This is a genomic window from Brevibacterium linens ATCC 9172, assembly GCF_900169165.1.
Taxonomy (GTDB): domain Bacteria; phylum Actinomycetota; class Actinomycetes; order Actinomycetales; family Brevibacteriaceae; genus Brevibacterium; species Brevibacterium linens.
The window spans coordinates 151187-168295 of sequence record NZ_FXYY01000001.1; the positions used below are offsets into that span (position 1 = coordinate 151187).

General features: G+C 65.0%; 14 protein-coding genes. 8 read left to right on the forward strand and 6 right to left on the reverse strand.

Annotated elements, in window-relative coordinates:
* Window positions 1–28: 28 nt before the first annotated feature.
* On the reverse strand, window positions 29–907 hold the full coding sequence (locus BLIN9172_RS00655) for a DUF817 domain-containing protein (RefSeq protein WP_101553401.1): 879 nt from the start codon (window positions 905–907) through the stop codon (window positions 29–31).
* A 137-nt stretch (window positions 908–1044) separates the two neighbouring features.
* Here BLIN9172_RS00655 and BLIN9172_RS00660 point away from each other — a divergent pair, with 137 nt between their 5' ends.
* The gene (locus BLIN9172_RS00660; protein WP_101553402.1) at window positions 1045–2769 is read left to right on the forward strand and encodes an N-acetylmuramoyl-L-alanine amidase; all 1725 of its coding nucleotides are present in this window, start codon (window positions 1045–1047) and stop codon (window positions 2767–2769) included.
* Window positions 2770–2842: 73 nt separating this feature from the next.
* Window positions 2843–3517 (forward strand): NAD(P)-dependent oxidoreductase, encoded by a 675-nt coding sequence (locus tag BLIN9172_RS00665; protein ID WP_101553403.1) that lies wholly within the window; start codon window positions 2843–2845, stop codon window positions 3515–3517.
* A 9-nt stretch (window positions 3518–3526) separates the two neighbouring features.
* Here BLIN9172_RS00665 and BLIN9172_RS00670 read toward each other — a convergent pair whose 3' ends face one another.
* Both BLIN9172_RS00670 and BLIN9172_RS00675 read right to left on the reverse strand, forming a co-directional pair.
* Entirely contained in the window at window positions 3527–4102 is a 576-nt protein-coding gene (locus tag BLIN9172_RS00670) for a hypothetical protein (RefSeq protein ID WP_101553404.1), read from the reverse strand.
* Window positions 4103–4133: 31 nt separating this feature from the next.
* Window positions 4134–4976 carry a L,D-transpeptidase family protein gene (locus BLIN9172_RS00675; protein WP_101553405.1) on the reverse strand — a complete coding sequence of 281 codons (843 nt, stop codon included), beginning with the start codon at window positions 4974–4976 and terminating at the stop codon, window positions 4134–4136.
* A 60-nt stretch (window positions 4977–5036) separates the two neighbouring features.
* Between BLIN9172_RS00675 and BLIN9172_RS00680 the strand changes: the two genes are divergently transcribed.
* From BLIN9172_RS00680 to BLIN9172_RS00695, 4 genes are all read left to right on the forward strand, one after another.
* Window positions 5037–6281: a DUF6636 domain-containing protein gene (locus tag BLIN9172_RS00680; protein ID WP_101553406.1), complete on the forward strand. Its 1245-nt coding sequence runs from the start codon at window positions 5037–5039 to the stop codon at window positions 6279–6281.
* A gap of 220 nt (window positions 6282–6501) precedes the next feature.
* On the forward strand, window positions 6502–8277 hold the full coding sequence (gene leuA, locus BLIN9172_RS00685; RefSeq protein ID WP_101553407.1) for a 2-isopropylmalate synthase: 1776 nt from the start codon (window positions 6502–6504) through the stop codon (window positions 8275–8277).
* Window positions 8278–8364: 87 nt separating this feature from the next.
* A complete protein-coding gene (recO, locus tag BLIN9172_RS00690) occupies window positions 8365–9093 on the forward strand; it encodes a DNA repair protein RecO (RefSeq protein ID WP_101553408.1) in 729 nt (242 codons plus the stop codon).
* A complete protein-coding gene (locus tag BLIN9172_RS00695; RefSeq protein WP_101553409.1) occupies window positions 9090–9866 on the forward strand; it encodes an isoprenyl transferase in 777 nt (258 codons plus the stop codon). The genes recO and BLIN9172_RS00695 overlap by 4 nt, the downstream gene beginning before the upstream one ends.
* 190 nt (window positions 9867–10056) lie before the next feature.
* On the opposite strand, the gene BLIN9172_RS00700 is transcribed toward BLIN9172_RS00695, so the two are convergent.
* Window positions 10057–11853 carry a DEAD/DEAH box helicase gene (locus BLIN9172_RS00700; RefSeq protein ID WP_101553410.1) on the reverse strand — a complete coding sequence of 599 codons (1797 nt, stop codon included), beginning with the start codon at window positions 11851–11853 and terminating at the stop codon, window positions 10057–10059.
* Between the two features lie 383 nt (window positions 11854–12236).
* On the opposite strand from BLIN9172_RS00700, the gene BLIN9172_RS00705 reads away from it, so the two are divergent.
* Both BLIN9172_RS00705 and BLIN9172_RS00710 read left to right on the forward strand, forming a co-directional pair.
* Window positions 12237–13619 carry a glycine--tRNA ligase gene (locus BLIN9172_RS00705; RefSeq protein ID WP_101553411.1) on the forward strand — a complete coding sequence of 461 codons (1383 nt, stop codon included), beginning with the start codon at window positions 12237–12239 and terminating at the stop codon, window positions 13617–13619.
* Between the two features lie 100 nt (window positions 13620–13719).
* Window positions 13720–15015 carry a YibE/F family protein gene (locus BLIN9172_RS00710; protein ID WP_101553412.1) on the forward strand — a complete coding sequence of 432 codons (1296 nt, stop codon included), beginning with the start codon at window positions 13720–13722 and terminating at the stop codon, window positions 15013–15015.
* A gap of 79 nt (window positions 15016–15094) precedes the next feature.
* Here the strand turns inward: BLIN9172_RS00710 and BLIN9172_RS00715 are convergent, their stop codons facing one another.
* Window positions 15095–16489, reverse strand: coding sequence for an aspartate aminotransferase family protein (locus BLIN9172_RS00715; protein ID WP_101553413.1), 1395 nt, complete (start codon window positions 16487–16489; stop codon window positions 15095–15097).
* Window positions 16486–16971: an Lrp/AsnC family transcriptional regulator gene (locus BLIN9172_RS00720; RefSeq protein WP_025780565.1), complete on the reverse strand. Its 486-nt coding sequence runs from the start codon at window positions 16969–16971 to the stop codon at window positions 16486–16488. Before BLIN9172_RS00720 ends, BLIN9172_RS00715 begins: the two co-directional genes overlap by 4 nt.
* Between the last annotated feature and the right edge of the window lie 138 nt (window positions 16972–17109).

The following is a 17109-nucleotide window of genomic DNA, read 5'->3' on the forward strand; positions in this document are numbered from 1 at the left end:
CCTTCGGCCGTCCTGGAAGTTTCGGTTCTCAGCAAGTATAGGTGTCAGGAGGCTCGGGGCTGTGGACCTCAGGCGGCCCGGGTCTGTGGACGAAGGTCACGAGAACGACGGAGATCATCATGAGCAGGAACCACGCCACCAGCTTCGTCAGCGGCACCAGATGCCAGCCGTCGTCCTGACTCGGGTACAGCCAGGCCCCGGCAGCGGTCCCGATGTTCTCAGCGACCCAGATGAAGAAGGCGACGAGGAGGAAGGCCAGCAGCACGGGCATCGTCAGTGTCCTGCGATGGATATGGAAGTACATGCGGCAGCGGAAGAAGACGATGACGGTGGCCAAGACGAGGAGCAGTCGGAGGTCGACGATGAAGTGGTGGGTGAAGAAGTTGACGTAGACGGCGGCGGCGATGATCACGGTCAGCCACCTCGGCGGGTAATGGCTGAACCGCAAGTCGAAGAGACGGTACACGCGGACGATATAGGAGCCGACGGCGGCGTACATGAACCCGGTGAACAGCGGTACTGCGCCGATGTGGAGGACCCCGCCGGGGGCGTAGTTCCATGAACCCACTGCGGTCTTGAAGATCTCCATGCCGGTGCCGACGATGTGGAAGACGATGATGACGATGAGCTCGCGACCGGTCTCGAGTCGAGCGACGAGCATGCCGATCTGGATGAGCACGGCGAGGACGACGAGGAAGTCGTTGCGGGCGATGGCCGCGTCATCGGGGTAGAGCCACGCGGTGAGGATGATCGCGGCCAGCATGAGAGCACCGAAGAGACACGCCCACGCCTGTTTGATTCCGAAGGCGAGGAACTCCCGTATTCCGGCGGGGACGCGGGGGAGAACGCGGTCGGCGAAGGCGTCGAGGACTGCCTCGAGTCGAGTGAGTTCGCGGCGATCAGCCATCTGCTGAAGTACCCACTTCCGAAAATCTGAGAATAATCTTAAGATAATCCTGCGGTCACACTGGGTGCCCGTAATTCGGCCCCATCCAGTGAGAAGAACGCTCACTTGGTCATGGACGACCTCAAGGACCATAACTGATGAAACCGTTGCCATTCCTCGCCTCGGCACTCACCGGAATTCTCCTCACTGCGACCCTATCGGGACCGGCGCTCGCCGCCACACCGGAAACACACACGAACACGCCCGGCGCTTCTGCCGCCGACGGCACTCCCTCCGAGAGGACCGTCGATGCCCAGACTGATGAGGTCACGACTCTGCCAGTCGATTCCTCCGACGTCACGATCATCGGTGCCACGTGGGAAGGGGAAGATCCCGAACTCGAAATCCGCACTCGTGACGGCAACAGCTGGTCGGCGTGGGAGAGCCTGCCGACCGATGACGAGGGAGGCCCCGACGCCGTTTCCGCAGAGGCCGCTCAGCTTCCCGCTGCCTCACACCAGTCGCAATCCGTTGCCCTTCCGGTGCTCGATTCGGACACTGTCGAGGTGCGCGCCGCAGACAAGCAGGCTGATACCGATGATCTGCAGATCACCCAGGTGTCCACTGCAGTCACCAAGGCTGACGCACAGGTCGCGAAGTCCGCTGGGGGAGTGAGCACGCATTCGGCCACCGGACCGGCAGTCGACGCGCAGATCTCGGCCAAGGATCTGCGGGCCAAGATCGTCACCCGCAAACAGTGGGGTGCCGATGAGAAGCTCGTCCGCTGCGCCACGGACAAGACGTCATCGGCCAAAGGCGTGTTCATCCACCACACAGCGGGTTCGAACTCGTACTCGAAAGCACAGGCACCGGCGATCATCCGCGGTTACCTCGCCTTCCACACGCAGAACCGCGGGTGGTGCGACCTCGGGTACAACTTCCTCGTCGACAAATACGGCACCATGTACGAGGGCCGTGCCGGCAGCCTGGACAAGGCAGTGACCGGAGCACACGCCTCCGGGTTCAATTCATGGACCATCGGCATCAGCGTGCTCGGCACCTATTCGTCGGCGGCTCCGAGTTCGGCAGCACAGACCTCGGTCAAGCGCCTCGTCGCGTGGAAAGCAGGGCAGTACGGCTTCAACCCCACCGGGAAGATGACCTTGACCTCCGGTGGGGGCGGCACGAGCAAGTACGCCCTCGGCAAGAAGGTCAGCCTCAACGTCGTCGCCGGACACCGGGACACGAGCTACACCGAATGCCCGGGACTCGCGTTCTACAACAAGCTCGGCAGCATCCGCACGGGAGCCAAAGCACTGGTGCCTGAGCTGACCCCGCCACCGACGAAGGCGCCCACCAAGAGTCCGGCACCGAAGCCGAAGACGTACCCGACGAAGGGCGCAATCGGTTCGTACTATCAGAAGAACGCGGGAAAGACCGGCAAACCGGTCGGCTCGGAGAAGAAGCTGAAGAATCCGAACGGTGCCTACCAGTCGTTCGCCAAGGGCACCGTGTATTGGTCGAAATCGACCGGTGCGCACTTCCTCACCAAGGGCCAGATCCGTGTCGCTTACAAGCGAGTGAAGTATGAGAAAGGCGTCCTCGGGTTCCCCAGCAGCGATAAGCAGACCTTCAAATATCGGAAGAGCGCTCGATACCAGAGATTCCACTCCGGAATGATCACCTGGTCACCGCAGACAGGCAGCGATGTCATCTACGGAGGCTTCCTCACGAAGTGGAAGAAGCTGGGCTATGAACGAAGCAAGCTCGGTCTGCCCACCGCTGACCGGACCGTGAAGAACGGTGTCAAACGCCAGAACTTCGAACGCGGCTATATGACCTATACGAAGAAGACCGGCATCAAGGTCCATACCCGCAGATAGCGCTGTCCTCCGTGGAGGCGGCCGGGGGCCGAAGAGGGAGGAACCTGAAGAGCAAGGGACATAGACTCGCCTCATGCACATCCTCCTCTTCGGCGCCTCCGGCCACGTCGGAACCGGACTCGCCCAGCTGCTCGGTCCGCACCACACGGTCACCGGGATCGTCCGCCGCCCTCCGGATACGAAGACGGCCTACACTCCGGTGACCGTGCCGGACTGGGTGGACGAACCGGAGGCGGTCACCTCGGCGCTCGCCTCCGCCGGCCTGCCTCCGGTCGATGCCGTCATCGCCGCCATCGGCGGGTGGTACATCGACGAACCGGTGCTCGACCGAGGTCTGGCGAAATTCGATGCGGACTACGACTCCTATCTGCGCGGGCACTTCACCGCGTGTGCGCTCTCGCAGTCCCTGGCGTCGGCGCGGAGGAGCGGAGACCAGGGTTTCGTCCACCTGGCCCTCAACGGCGTCGCCAGCGTCGAGGCGCTCGCCGGGTCCGGGGCAATCAGCGTCTTCGGTGCCGCGCAGAAGATGCTCATCGAGGTCGCTGCGGCGGAATCGACGGGCGTGGCCTTCCGCGAACTGCGGATCATGGCCCCCATCGGCGGTGATGACCGCAATGACCTGTCCGGGGGAGTCGACACCGTCCCCCTCGCCGAGGTGGCCGAGGGGATCACCGCGATCCTCGACTCACCCGATCGCTTCGACGTGAGCACGGAGATCCGCGCGAACGAGGGAACCTCGGCCGGCTGAGCCTCCGGCTCAGCCGCGTTCGTAGCGGAGGAAGACCTGGTCGTCCTCCGTGCGGACATCGATGAGGTGCAGGTCGATCGCGGCCTCGAGCCCGGAGAAATGGCTGCCGGGAGTGCGCAGATAGCGCGGACTCACGCTCAGATGCAGTTCCGCGCCCGGATAGTGCTCGAGCAGCCGGAACGCGAGATTCGGGCCCGACTCGCACAGCAGCACCGCCTCGTCGGTCGGTGCCGATTCGGCCGACGGTGCCGTCGGCAGTGAGGCAGCCACCTCGGTGATGGTGGCCGGACTGAAATGCCGGGCACGATAGTCGAGACCGCGGGCATCGAGCTCGGCCTGCAGGGACATCGGATCGGACTCGGTGAGCACATGCACGGGCGTGTGCTCCAGGGTTTTGCCGGCGGCGTTGATGACAGGCAGCTGCGGATTGAGCGCAGTGCGCCGGTCGATGATGATCGCGTTCGCGCTGCGGCGCAGGGCGAGGAAACGTCGGAAGTCAGCGTCCGTGGACACCCCGGTCGACCAGCCGTCCTCGGCGAACGACCCGTTGATCGACTGGACGAGAGAGATGATGAGACGGCGCACGGGATCCTGCTCTCCTGCTTCTTCGGCTCTGCTAGTTCTTCAGTTCGGGTGCCGGCCCCATGGCGATGCGCGGATGGGCCTCGGGATCGAGGGTGCGCATGATCCACTTGAGGTCCGCCTCATCGAGGGTGACACAGCCGTTCGTGCCCGAATCGTGGTCGAGGTGCAGCCAGATTCCGCCGCCCTTGTCCCAGCCCATCGGTCGCGTCTTGTCCGTCGGCGGAGTGCCGGGCGTGCGGTTGTAGTCGATGGCGATGATGTAGTCGAAGACCGATGCGTAGTCGGCCCCATAGGCCACCGTCGCCGAGGAGGGCAGCCGATCGTCCTGGGTGTAGGGAAGGTCGGTGCCCGGGTCGGCCTTGAACCCGCCCGCGTCGCTGAGCGTGAACACACCGATCGGAGTGGTCTTATCGCCCTCATGGCGGTCCTTCAGCCACCCGTTCGAACCGTTGTGGGTGTCGAAGGTCTTGAGCTTCTTCCACGTCGTGTCAGTGAGCTCATAGAAGCTCAGGCTCGACGTCTCCGCATCGGCCGTCGGCGAGGTCGCGACGAGGACCTGCGAGGTCTCTGCCGGGATCTGGTCGGTGTACTCCTGCGCCAGACCCGGGACTGGAACGGGATTCACCGGGCCGGTCGCCTCGGCGTCCGACTTGTCGGATGCGGGCGATGTGGGCCCGGTCCCGCTGGGCGAATCCTGGGCCGGGGCTGCGAAATCACCGACGTTCGTCTGCTGCGCGGGAGCGGCGAATCCGGCGGATTCGGCAGCTGCGGAATCGTCCGTGCCGCCGTCGGCATCGGCGCCGCAGGCGATCACGAGCAGAGCGCAGGCGACAAGCGCGGGAACCGCCGCGCGTCGTAAGGCTCCATCGGACATAAGGCCATCATCTCATGAGGGATGCGAACTCCCCGGCAGCGACTATGCGAAAATGACCTCATGAGCATTCCACCTGTGCCGAACCATCCTCCGCGCCCCGGGCGTCGGAAACCGGCCGAGGAGTCTCCCGAGTCGATCACAACCCAGTTGTTCATCGGCAAGGATGATTCCGCGGCCGATGGCTCCACCCAAGCGCTGACGCCCGCAGAACTTCAGAGGCTGCGGTCGATGGTCGAGTCCGATGGCACCGATGCCACCGAGGTTCTCAGCCTCGAAGAGCTGCGCGGACTCGCCGCCGCCGAAGGGTATGAGACCGGCGGACTGCCCGCCGCGCCGCGCAGAGTGAATTCCGATGACATCGCCGCGGCTGAGGCGCCCTCGGCTCCGAAGCAGTGGAACCCGCAGCCCGCACCCCATCCCCAGCAGGGACAGTGGGGCGGCGAATTCGGTGCCGCAGCGCAGGCCGCAGCGTCGCAGCCGCAGGCCGTCGGGCCGGTGCAGTCGCCGACGGGGTCCGACTCCGCCCGGTCCGGAAACAGCCACCCCGGTGGACCCGGTTACGGGCAGCCCGGCCGCGGTCCCGCGTATGCCGCCGCACCCGCCGGCTATGCCGCCGCACCCGCCGGCTATGCCGCCGGATATGGGCCGGGCGGACCTGCCGGTCCCGGAGGCACCGGGGGACCGGGTGGGCCCGGCGGTCCGAGTGGGCCGGGCGGCCCGGGGAATCCCGGCGGACCGCACGACCCCTATGGTCGGCGCAATGATACGAGGAAAGTTCCCGTATGGCTGTGGGTGCTCGCGGCCATCGCGCTCATCCTCGCCCTCGGCATCGTCGGCTATATCGTCTGGGACTCCACTCAGGGGGAAGACACCACCACGGTCGGGCCCACGGACGAACCCTCGATCGGTCAGACCGATGAGCCCGAGCCGTCCGATTCGGGCAGCTCGACGGCTCCCGTCGCCGAGGAGAGCTTCGCTTCTCCGTCGGGCAACATCGCCTGCACCATCGACTCCGAACGGGCGCGCTGCGTGATCAAGGACTACGAGTACTCACCACCGGACAGGCCCGACGACTGCGAACTCGACGATTGGGGCTCCATCGTCGTAGCGAACAGGGACGGCGCGGGATTCTCCTGCCTCGACGCTCCCGAGAGCAACGGCCCGGCACGTGTCCTCGGCTACGGGGACTCGATCTCCGCTGAGGGCATGACCTGCACCTCCAGCAAGGAGGGCATGACCTGCAAGTCCGACGACACCGGAGTCGGCTTCAACGTCCGCCGCGCCTCGGCCGACTTCCTCAAATAGGGCGGCCTCAGACAGGGCGGCGGAGGATCGGGCGGTGTCGCCTCGGCGTTCTCAGGATGTGGACCGGATTCGGACGCAACGAGGGAGGGGGACTACGGTGGCCGTGTGGCTCACAGGATCCTCCTCCTTCCTTGCCGCGACGAGTCCTGAACGTACAGCACGCTCGTCGCGGAGTCCTCGTATGCTGGTCAAGCGCTGAGAAACTCAAGTTAGAGGAACAATGAAACTGCAGAAGCCCACTCCGATGCCGTTCGGCAAGTACAAGTCGTTCCAGGACCGCATCGCGCTGGATATGCGCGATCGCACCTGGCCGGATCAGATCATCAGCAAGGCGCCTCGCTGGCTGAGCACCGACCTGCGCGACGGCAACCAGGCGCTCATCGACCCGATGACGCCCGACCGCAAACGCAAGATGTTCGATCTGCTCGTACGGCTCGGGTTCAAGGAGATCGAGGTCGGATTCCCGGCGGCCAGCCAGGTCGACTTCGACTTCGTCCGCGAGATCATCGAACAGGATGCGATCCCCGATGACGTCCGCATCTCCGTGCTCACGCAGGCTCGAGAGGACCTCATCGAACGCACCGTCGAATCCCTCGTCGGCGCGAAGATGCCCACCGTGCACCTCTACAACGCGACGGCTCCGGTCTTCCGCAAAGTCGTCTTCGGCTTCGACGGTGACGGCTTCGACCAGACTCGCGATATCGCACTGCAGGGCACTCAGGCCGTGATGAAGCACGCCGAGACGCTGCTGTCCGATGCGGACTTCGGCTACCAGTACTCGCCGGAGATCTTCGTCGACACCGAACCCGAGTTCGCCCTCGACATCGTCGGCAGCGTCCTCGACATGTGGCAGCCCGCCGATGGTCGCGAAACCGTCGTCAACCTGCCTGCCACCGTCGAACGCGGAACCCCGAACACGTATGCGGACCAGATCGAATGGTTCTGCCGTAATATGCCCTACCGCGACGAGGTGGCCGTGTCCCTGCACCCGCACAACGACCGGGGCACCGGCGTGGCCGCGGCGGAGATGGGGATGATGGCCGGCGCCGACCGGATCGAAGGCTGCCTGTTCGGCAACGGTGAGCGCACCGGAAACCTCGACCTCGTCACAGTCGCCCTCAACCTGTACACCCAGGGCATCGATCCGGAGCTCGACTTCTCCGACATCGACGAAGTCATCCACACCGTCACCGAATGCAACCAGATCGGCGTCCACGAACGCCACCCCTACGGCGGCGACCTCGTCTTCACCTCGTTCTCCGGTTCGCACCAGGACGCGATCAACAAGGCCTTCGCCGATCGAGAGAAGAAAGCGAACGCCCAGGGCACCCCGGTCGACCTCATGGAATGGGACATGCCCTACCTGCCCGTCGACCCGAAGGACCTGGGCCGGTCCTACGAGGCGATCATCCGAGTGAACTCGCAGTCCGGCAAGGGCGGAGTGACCTACCTGCTCAAGAGCGAGCACGGACTCGACCTGCCGCGTCGCATGCAGGTCGAATTCTCCCGCGCCGTGCAGCAGCACACCGAGGCCGGCGGTGAGGTCACCGCCGAGGAGATCCGCCGCATCTTCAACTACGAATACCTGCCCGCCGACGACCCCGAGAAGGCCTGGGGCCGCTTCCAGATCGTCGGTCTGCGCACTGAGTCGGGCAACGTCGACGCTGCCGGCTCGTCGGCCGAGCGCATCGAGGTCGATCTCATCGTCGATGGTCAGGAACGCACTTACGAAGGACGCGGCAACGGACCGATCGACGCGCTCGTGAAGATCCTCATCGACCAGTTCGACGTCGACGTCCGTCTCCAGGACTACTCCGAGCACGCCATCGGCTCCGGCGCCGACACCAACGCCGCCGCCTATGTCGAACTCGCCGTCGAAGACCGCGTCGTCTGGGGCGCCGGACTGCACCCGAACATCACGAAGGCCTCGCTCAAGGCCGTCGTCTCGGCCGTCAACCGCGCCGCCCGTGACCGGGACCGGGACCGCCAGGCCTGAGTTACTGCCGCCTCGGCGGCCGATCTCACAGCAGTCGCCCAAGCGCGGCGGGATGATTCCCCGCCGCGCTTGAGCGATAATGGGCGAGTGCACAACTATCGTGATGAAGGCATCGTGCTCGGCGGGCACAAGCTCGGCGAAGCCGACCGCATCGTCACCGTGCTCACTCGCAGCCGCGGCCTCGTCCGTGCCGTTGCGAAGGGGGTGCGACGGACGAAATCACGGTTCGGCTCCCGCCTCGAACCCTTTATGCTCATCGATCTGCAATGCCATGTCGGGCGCAGCCTCGACATCGTCACCCAGGTCGAACTCATCGAACCCTTCGCCCGCGGAATCGCCACGGACTTCGATGTCTATTCGGCCGCCTCGGTGATGGCGGAGACGGCACGCAGCATCACCGAAGCCGAACCCCAGTCGCGCACGCATTTCCTCCTCCTCGTGTCCGCGATCCGCTCGCTGTGCAACCGTGAACACCCGCCGAGGCTGTCGCTGGATGCGTACCTGCTGCGCGCGATGTCCGTGGCCGGGTGGGCACCGAGCCTGCTCGACTGCGCCCAGTGCGGGAGCCCCGGACCCCACCGCGCGTTCTCCGCAGCACTGGGCGGGGCCGTGTGCACGAACTGCCGACCCTCGGGTGCGGCACTGCCCGACACCGATGCGCTCGAACATATGGCCGCGCTTCTGTCCGGAGACTGGGAGCGGGCCGAGGCCTCAGACTTACACGATCAGATCGACGGGTCGAAGCTGGTCTCGGACTGGGTGTCGTGGCACCTCGAACGCAATATCCGATCCTTAAGAGTTCTGGAGAGCACATGAGCTACCCTGCACCACCGGCCCACCCCAGCGGAGCGAGACCTCCGCACATCGACGCGAAGTTCGTGCCCAGGCACGTCGCGATCGTCATGGACGGCAACGGGCGGTGGGCGAACCAGCGGGGGCTGCCGCGCACGGACGGGCACAAGGCCGGTGAGGCGTCGCTGCTCGACGTCATCCACGGCGCGATCGAGATCGGCGTGGACTATCTGTCGGCGTATGCGTTCTCGACCGAGAACTGGAAGCGCTCACCCGAAGAGGTGCGTTTCCTCATGGGCTTCAATCGCGACGTCATCCGTCGCCGACGCGACGAGCTCAACGCACTCGGCGTGCGCATCGTGTGGTCCGGGCGGCGCGGTCGTCTGTGGCGCTCGGTCATCGACGAGCTCGAGACCGCCGCCGAGATGACGAAGCACAACACGGGCCTGGTGCTCCAGTTCTGCGTCAACTACGGCGGACGGTCCGAGATCGTCGATGCGATCAATGAGATCACCGCCGAGGTGGCCGCCGGGAAACTCAAGCCCGGCAAGGTCTCGGAGAAGACCGTCCGCTCCCGCCTCTACGCACCCCTCGTGCCCGACGTCGACCTGTTCATGCGGTCATCGGGGGAGCAGCGGACCTCGAACTTCCTGCTCTGGCAGTCCGCCTATGCCGAGATGGTCTTCCAGGACGTGCTGTGGCCCGATGTCGATCGCCGCACCCTGTGGGCCGCGATCGAGGAGTACGCGCGCCGCGACCGTCGCTTCGGCGGCGCAGTCGACACACCCTCGGCCTGACGCGAAGGCCCGGTCCGTCACGAGGGCCCCGGTCTGTGACGTGGGCCCCAGTCTGTGACGAGGGCCCGGGCCGCCGAAACGTCCGACGGGGACGATAACGGCCCCGCAGCGTCACCGCTGCGGGGCCGTTGTCATGATCTCACTGCTGCGCCGGCACCTCGGTCGAGTGCGTCAGCGTGACGACCTCCGATCAGTAGCGGTCGCGGGGACGGTCGCCCCGCCCGCCGAACTTCTTGCCACCTCGGCGATCACCGCGGAAGTTGCGGCCGTCACCGGGCTGCTTGTCGAAGTTGCGCTTCTTGAACGGGCGTCCCGGGCGACCCGAATCCGGACGGATGTCGATGGGACGGCCCTGGATCTCGGTGTGGGAGAGCTTGCGCAGCACCGACGGATCGAGGTCCTTGGGCAGGTCGACGAGCGTATGGTTCGAACGGATGTCAATATGGCCGATCTGCTTCGAGGTGATTCCGCCTTCGTTCGCGATTGCTCCGACCACGGCTCCCGGCTGGAGACGCTCGTTGCGGCCCAGGGCCAGTCGGTAGGTCGTCATGTTCTCATCGCGGGCGCGTCCGCCGCGGCCCGGACGGCCGCCGTCCCGACCACCGTCGCGGTCACGGCCCTGACGGCGCGCCGGCTCGGGCATCGGCTCGGCCTTGAGCGTGTTCGACTCGAGGACGAGGGAGGCGAGAGCGGCCGCGATGTTCGAGGCCGGCACGTCGCGGGAGAGCGAGTACGCCTCGATGACCTCGGTGAGTTCGGACAGTTCGGTGGTCGCGAGCACATCGTCGATGCGCTTCGTGAACTTCTCGACGCGAGTGTTCGTCAGCTCCTCGACGCTGGGCAGGGTCAGCGGTTCGACCTTCTGCTTCGTGGCGCGCTCGATCGAGCCGAGCATGCGCTGCTCGCGCGGGGTGACGAAGAGGATCGCCTCACCGGAACGTCCGGCACGACCGGTGCGGCCGATGCGGTGGACGTAGGACTCGGTGTCGTGCGGGATGTCGTAGTTGACGACCAACGTAATGCGTTCGACGTCGAGACCGCGGGCGGCCACGTCGGTGGCGACGAGGATGTCGATCTTGCCTTCACGCAGCATGTCGATCGTGCGCTCACGTGTCTGCTGGGGGATGTCGCCGTTGATCGCGGCGGTCTTGAAGCCGCGGGCGCGCAGCTTCTCGGCCAGCTCCTCGGTGGCCTGCTTCGTACGCACGAACATGATGATGCCCTCGTACTCCTCGACCTCGAGGATGCGGGTCAGAGCGTCGAGCTTGTGCGAATGCTGGACCATGAAGTAGCGCTGGCGGATATTCGCGCCGGTCTGCGACTTCGCGGCGACCCGAACTTCCTGCGGATCGTCCAGGTACTTGCCGGTGATCCGGTGGATCGAGGTCGGCATGGTGGCCGAGAACAGAGCGACCTGACGGTCCTCACCCACCTGGCTGAAGATCTCTTCGATGTCTTCGGCGAAGCCCATCTTGAGCATCTCGTCGGCCTCGTCGAGGATGAGGTGACGCAGGCTGCCGAGCTTGAGCGACCCCTTCTTCAGGTGGTCGATGACACGACCCGGGGTGCCCACGACGACCTGCGCACCACGGCGCAGACCCGCCAGCTGCGGGCCGTAGGCCTGTCCGCCGTAGATCGGGAGCACGGAGAAGTCGGGAAGTTCAGTGGCATAGGAGGTGAACGCCTCGGCGACCTGGATCGCGAGTTCGCGAGTGGGGGTGAGGACGAGAGCGAACGGGCCGTCGTCGGCGCGCCCTGCCTCGGCGAGGTCGGACAGAGCCGGCAGGGCGAAGGCCGCGGTCTTGCCGGTTCCGGTCTGGGCGAGACCGATGACGTCACGGCCCGACAGGAGGGTCGGGATCGTCTCGGCCTGGATGGGTGTGGGGATCTCGTAGCCCTGCGCCTCTACGGCCTTGAGCACGAGCGGGTGGAGCCCCAGTTCGGAGAATCTCGGAGTGGTTTCGTCGGTTGCGGACACATCGGTCATGAGTGATCTCTCTCACGTCGGCACACACTTGATCGCAGATGACTGTAGTGGCGATCTACCCTGCGGCCGCTTGTGCAATCATCGTGAGCAATCCGGGCCGAAACCGTAGAGATCCAAGAACTCGCTTGGACAGACGTGAAGACGTCGGTACGGAGAAAGGTTTGGGTGTACCCCAAGTCTACATGCCGTGCCCTCGCCGAGGCGGCCCCGCAGTGGGAAACCGAGTGTGAGATCAGTCGCCTCCGGCGGTCTCCTTCCGTCGGTGCGGGCGGGTGTCAGGGTGGGGCAGGCCGATGTTGGGGACACGGCGACACGACCGGTTAGGCTGGTACCTGCGAGCCACGGCAGCCGGCCGTCGGCGAACTGAAACAAGGAGAGAACTAGTGGCACAGTCCAAGTTGGATGCCGTCATCGCCCTGGCCAAGCGCAGAGGATTCGTCTTCCAAGCAGGAGAGATCTACGGCGGTTCCCGCTCGGCATGGGACTACGGGCCCTTGGGCGTGGAGCTCAAAGACAACATCAAGACCCAGTGGTGGCAGCAGTTCGTGCGCGGACGCGAAGACGTCGTCGGCCTCGACTCCTCCATCATCCTGCCCAAGCGCGTCTGGGAAGCCTCCGGCCACGTCGCCACCTTCGTCGATCCGCTCGTCGAATGCCTCAACTGCCACAAGCGCCACCGCGAGGACCACCTCGTCGAGGCGTATGAGGCGAAGAACAAGAAGGCCCCGGAGAACGGAATGGCCGATATCGTCTGCCCCGACTGCGGCACTCGTGGTCAGTGGACCGAACCGCAGGAGTTCTCCGGTCTGGTCAAGACCTTCCTGGGGCCCGTCGACTCCGAAGCCGGACTCCACTACCTGCGTCCGGAGACCGCGCAGGGCATCTTCGTCAACTTCAACAATGTGCTCACCGCTGCCCGAAAGAAGCCGCCGTTCGGCATCGGCCAGATCGGCAAGGCCTTCCGCAACGAGATCACTCCCGGCAACTTCATCTTCCGCACGCGTGAGTTCGAGCAGATGGAGATCGAGTACTTCGTCCACCCGGACGAGGCCGATGACTACTACAAGCAGTGGGTCGAAGACTGCTGGTCCTGGTTCCTCGACCTCGGCATCTCCGAGGACAACGTGCGTCGCCTCGACGTTCCCGCCGAGGACCGTGCGCACTACTCGGCCGGCACCATCGACATCGAATACCGCTTCGGCTTCCAGGGTTCCGAATGGGGCGAGCTGATGGGTGTGGCCAACCGCACCGACTACGACCTCGGCACTCACACCGAGGTCTCGGGAGCGAAGCTGCAGTACTTCGATCAGGCCAGCGGCGACCGCTACACCCCGTATGTCATCGAACCCTCCTTCGGTCTGACCCGGTCGATGATGGCATTCCTCGTCGAGGCCTACAGCGAGGACGAGGCGCCGAACACGAAGGGCGGAGTCGACAAGCGCGTCGTCCTCAAGCTCGATCCGCGCCTGGCTCCGGTCAAGGCCGCGGTGCTGCCGCTGAGCCGCAACGAGAAGCTCACCCCTGCGGCCAAGGATCTGGCTGCCCGCCTGCGTCGACGCTGGAACATCGACTTCGACGATGCCGGCGCCATCGGACGCCGCTACCGTCGCCAGGACGAGATCGGCACCCCACTGTGCATCACCGTCGACTTCGACACTCTCGATGACCAGGCCGTGACGATCCGCAAGCGTGATGATATGAGCCAGGAACGCGTGAGCATCGACCAGGTGGAGAACTACCTGGCCGAAAACCTCGCCGGTGCCTGACCCCAATTACTACCTGACGGCGGCCCAGCAACCTGGCGCGAGGTTGCTGGGCCGCCGTCAGGTAGTCCTGAGAACGGCCAACCGCGCCTGAAGGACCGCCATGCATATGACGTCCCATCGCGAACCGAAGGCCTCGCCGAGGGTTCGTCTGATCATGCTCGCCTGCCTCATCCCGCTCATCGTGGCCACGATCGCCGGACTGTTCGTGCTGTGGCCATCAGGACCGGACAAGGAGCTGCCCGGAGGTGGGCCGACGACGAACACGGCCGAGGGCACCACCGATACGAAGGTCACCGTCACCGCCGTCGACGCCTCGGACTGCGACCCCGGGGAGACGGACCCGATGGTGCAGGCCGACTGCACGACCTACACCGTCGAAGCGAACGGGCGCCAAGGCAGCCTGTACGTCACCCCAGACGCGGTCGAAGCCGGCGTCGACGTCGGGGACACGATCAAGGTCCTCGACTTCACGCAGTCGCCGGACCGGGAGGAGATGGGCACCGACTACGTGTTCATCGATTTCGACCGCAACGTTCCGATGCTGGCCGTGGCGATCCTCTACGCGGTCGTCGTCCTCCTCGTCGCCGGTCTGCGGGGCCTGCGCGCACTGATCGGACTCGGGTTCGCCGGTGCTGTGCTGTTCGTTTTCATGCTCCCGGCCATGCTCGACGGCAAACCCCCGTTGCTGGTGGCGATGATCTCGGCGAGCCTGATCATGGTCATCGCCCTCTACCTTGCGCACGGAATCTCGACGCGGACGTCGACGGCGCTGTTCGGAACGGTGCTCGGCATCGTCATCACGGGCATCCTCGGCGCGTGGATGACGTCGTGGGCGAATCTGGGCATCGCCTATTCGGAGGACGGGTATCTGCTGGTCGACACGACCGATCTGGGGATGACCGACATCATCGTGTGTGCGATCCTCATCACCGGACTCGGGGTGCTCAACGACGTCACGATCACACAGGCCTCGGCGGTGTGGGAGCTGGCAGCCGCCGCTCCTGAGATGAAGCCTGCGCAGCTGTTCGCTCGGGCGATGCGCATCGGCCGGGACCATATCGCCTCGACCGTCTATACGATCACGTTCGCGTATGTGGGTTCGGCGCTGATGACGCTCATCATCGTCTCCGCTCACGATCAGCCGCTGATCGACACGTTCACGCTCGGGGACATGTCGGTGGAGGTGGTGAGCATCCTCGTGTGTTCGATCGGGCTGGTCGTCGCGATTCCACTGACGACCGGTCTCGGCGTCCTCGTCGTGAAATCGGGAGTTCGCCCGCCGAGGCGGCCCACAGGATCCGTTGCCGCGTCCGGCGCGATCACGGCCGACGGCGTCGCGGGGGACCGGCCCCCGCTGACTCGTCGCGAGACCCGTGAGCGCGACCAGAACCGCTGAACTTCGCCCTAGAACTACCTGACGGCGGCTCAGCAACCTCGCGCGAGGTTGCTGAGCCGCCGTCAGGTAGCAATTGGGGTCAGAACATTGTCCAGGCTTCCTGGAGGACGCCGCGGATGATCTGCTCCATCTCGTCGAACTCGTTCTGACCGACGGTCAGCGGAGGCGAGAGCTGGATGACCGGGTCGCCGCGGTCGTCGGCGCGGCAGTACAGACCGCTGTCGTACATCTTCGCCGAGACGAAGTTCTTGAGAATCCGCTCGGACTCCTCCTCCTCGGTGAACGACTCCTTCGTGTCCTTGTCCTTGACGAGTTCGATTCCGTAGAAGAATCCCTCACCGCGGACGTCACCGACGATCGGCAGGTCCTTGAGCTTCTCGAGCGTGAACTTGAACGCCGCAGCGTTCTCGTGCACGTGGTCGCCCAGCTTCTCCTCTTCGAAGACGTCGAAGTTCGCCATCGCGGCGGCACAGGCGACGGGATGACCGCCGAAGGTGTAGCCGTGGTAGAAGGTCTCATCGCCGCCGGGACCGAAGGGCTCGAAGAGACGATCGGAGGCGATCATCGCGCCCAGCGGTGCATAGCCGGAGGTGATGCCCTTGGCCGAGGTGATGATGTCGGGAACATAGCCGAAGTCGTTGCAGGCGAACATGTCGCCGATGCGACCATAGGCGCAGATCGTCTCGTCCGAGACCATCAGCACATCGTACTCGTCGCAGATCTCGCGGACCCGTTCGAAGTATCCGGGAGGCGGCGGGAAGCAGCCGCCGGAGTTCTGCACGGGCTCGAGGAAGACGGCGGCCACGGAGTCGGCACCTTCGAACTCGATGGCCTCACCGATGCGGTCGGCGGCCCAGCGGCCGAAGGCCTTCTCATCGTGGGCGAGGTGCTCCGGTGCCCGGTAGAAGTTCGTGTTCGGCACCTTGTGCGCCCCGGGGACCAGCGGAGCGAACTGCTCACGCAGACCCGGCAGCGAGGTCACCGACAGCGCGCCGTGCGGGGTGCCGTGGTAGGCGGTGGCCCGCGAGATGATCTTGTGCTTGCCGGGCTTGCCGACGAGCTTGAAGTAGTTCTTCGCCAGCTTCATCGCCGACTCGACCGAATCGCCGCCGCCGGAGGTGAGGAAGACCCGGTTGAGATCGCCCGGCGCATAGCTGGCCAAACGCTCCGAGACCTCGATCGCCTGCGGGTGGGCATACGACCACAGCGGCATGAACGGCAGCTTCAGTGTCTGGTCGTACATCGCCTTCGCGATCTGCTCACGACCGTGACCCACCTGGACGGTGAACAGGCCGGCGAGACCGTCGAGGTACTTCTTGCCCTTGTCGTCGAAGATGTGGTGGCCCTCGCCGCGTACGATGACCGGCGCCTCACCACCGTTGAACAGTGCTTGGTGTGGTGACATGTGCATCCACACGTTGTTGCGGATGGCATCCTGATAAGGAGTGCCGGCCCTGGTGACATTCTCTGTCATCGCGTCCCCCAGTTGTATTTCTGCTTTTCGAGTGAGAGGTACATGAAGAGCTCCGTATCCACGACGGCATCGATCGAGCGGAGCTCCTCATTGACGAACTCGATCAGATGCCGATCCGATTCACACACGATCTCGACCAGCAGGTCGAACGAACCGGCGGTGACGACGAGGTAGTCGATCTCGTCGTAGTCGTGCAGCTGCTCGGCGACCGCGGAGATGTCCCCGCGGACCTTCAGCCCCACCATCGCCTGCCGGGCGAATCCCAGACTCAGCGGGTCGGTCACGGCGACGATCTCCATGACACCCGACTCGATGAGCCGTGACACCCGCTGGCGCACGGCGGCCTCGGACAGGCCGACGGACTTGCCGATGGCCGAATAGGACTTCCGTCCGTCGTGCTGCAGTTCGACGATGATCGCCTTGGACTTCTCGTCGAGGTTCCCCAGTCGGGAACCGCTGCCGTTCGGCAGGAGCGGGTCCATTCTTCACCTCCGTGATGTGCGTCTCAGGACAATCTATCACCGAATCTGCTGAAATGCGCTGTTTCGCTTGCGGATTCCGTCGAAACTGAAATTGTTTGGTTCTGGATTCGTCAGAGATCGCCGAGGTGGCCGACGGGT

Excerpts from the sequence above, each read along its gene's own strand:
- BLIN9172_RS00655 (WP_101553401.1), bottom strand. The coding sequence starts at position 907 with ATGGCTGATCGCCGCGAACTCACTCGACTCGAGGCAGTCCTCGACGCC.
- BLIN9172_RS00660 (WP_101553402.1), top strand. The coding sequence starts at position 1,045 with ATGAAACCGTTGCCATTCCTCGCCTCGGCACTCACCGGAATTCTCCTC.
- BLIN9172_RS00665 (WP_101553403.1), top strand. The coding sequence starts at position 2,843 with ATGCACATCCTCCTCTTCGGCGCCTCCGGCCACGTCGGAACCGGACTC.
- BLIN9172_RS00675 (WP_101553405.1), bottom strand. The coding sequence starts at position 4,976 with ATGTCCGATGGAGCCTTACGACGCGCGGCGGTTCCCGCGCTTGTCGCC.
- BLIN9172_RS00680 (WP_101553406.1), top strand. The coding sequence starts at position 5,037 with ATGAGCATTCCACCTGTGCCGAACCATCCTCCGCGCCCCGGGCGTCGG.
- leuA (WP_101553407.1), top strand. The coding sequence starts at position 6,502 with ATGAAACTGCAGAAGCCCACTCCGATGCCGTTCGGCAAGTACAAGTCG.
- BLIN9172_RS00695 (WP_101553409.1), top strand. The coding sequence starts at position 9,090 with ATGAGCTACCCTGCACCACCGGCCCACCCCAGCGGAGCGAGACCTCCG.
- BLIN9172_RS00700 (WP_101553410.1), bottom strand. The coding sequence starts at position 11,853 with ATGACCGATGTGTCCGCAACCGACGAAACCACTCCGAGATTCTCCGAA.
- BLIN9172_RS00710 (WP_101553412.1), top strand. The coding sequence starts at position 13,720 with ATGCATATGACGTCCCATCGCGAACCGAAGGCCTCGCCGAGGGTTCGT.
- BLIN9172_RS00715 (WP_101553413.1), bottom strand. The coding sequence starts at position 16,489 with ATGACAGAGAATGTCACCAGGGCCGGCACTCCTTATCAGGATGCCATC.
- BLIN9172_RS00720 (WP_025780565.1), bottom strand. The coding sequence starts at position 16,971 with ATGGACCCGCTCCTGCCGAACGGCAGCGGTTCCCGACTGGGGAACCTC.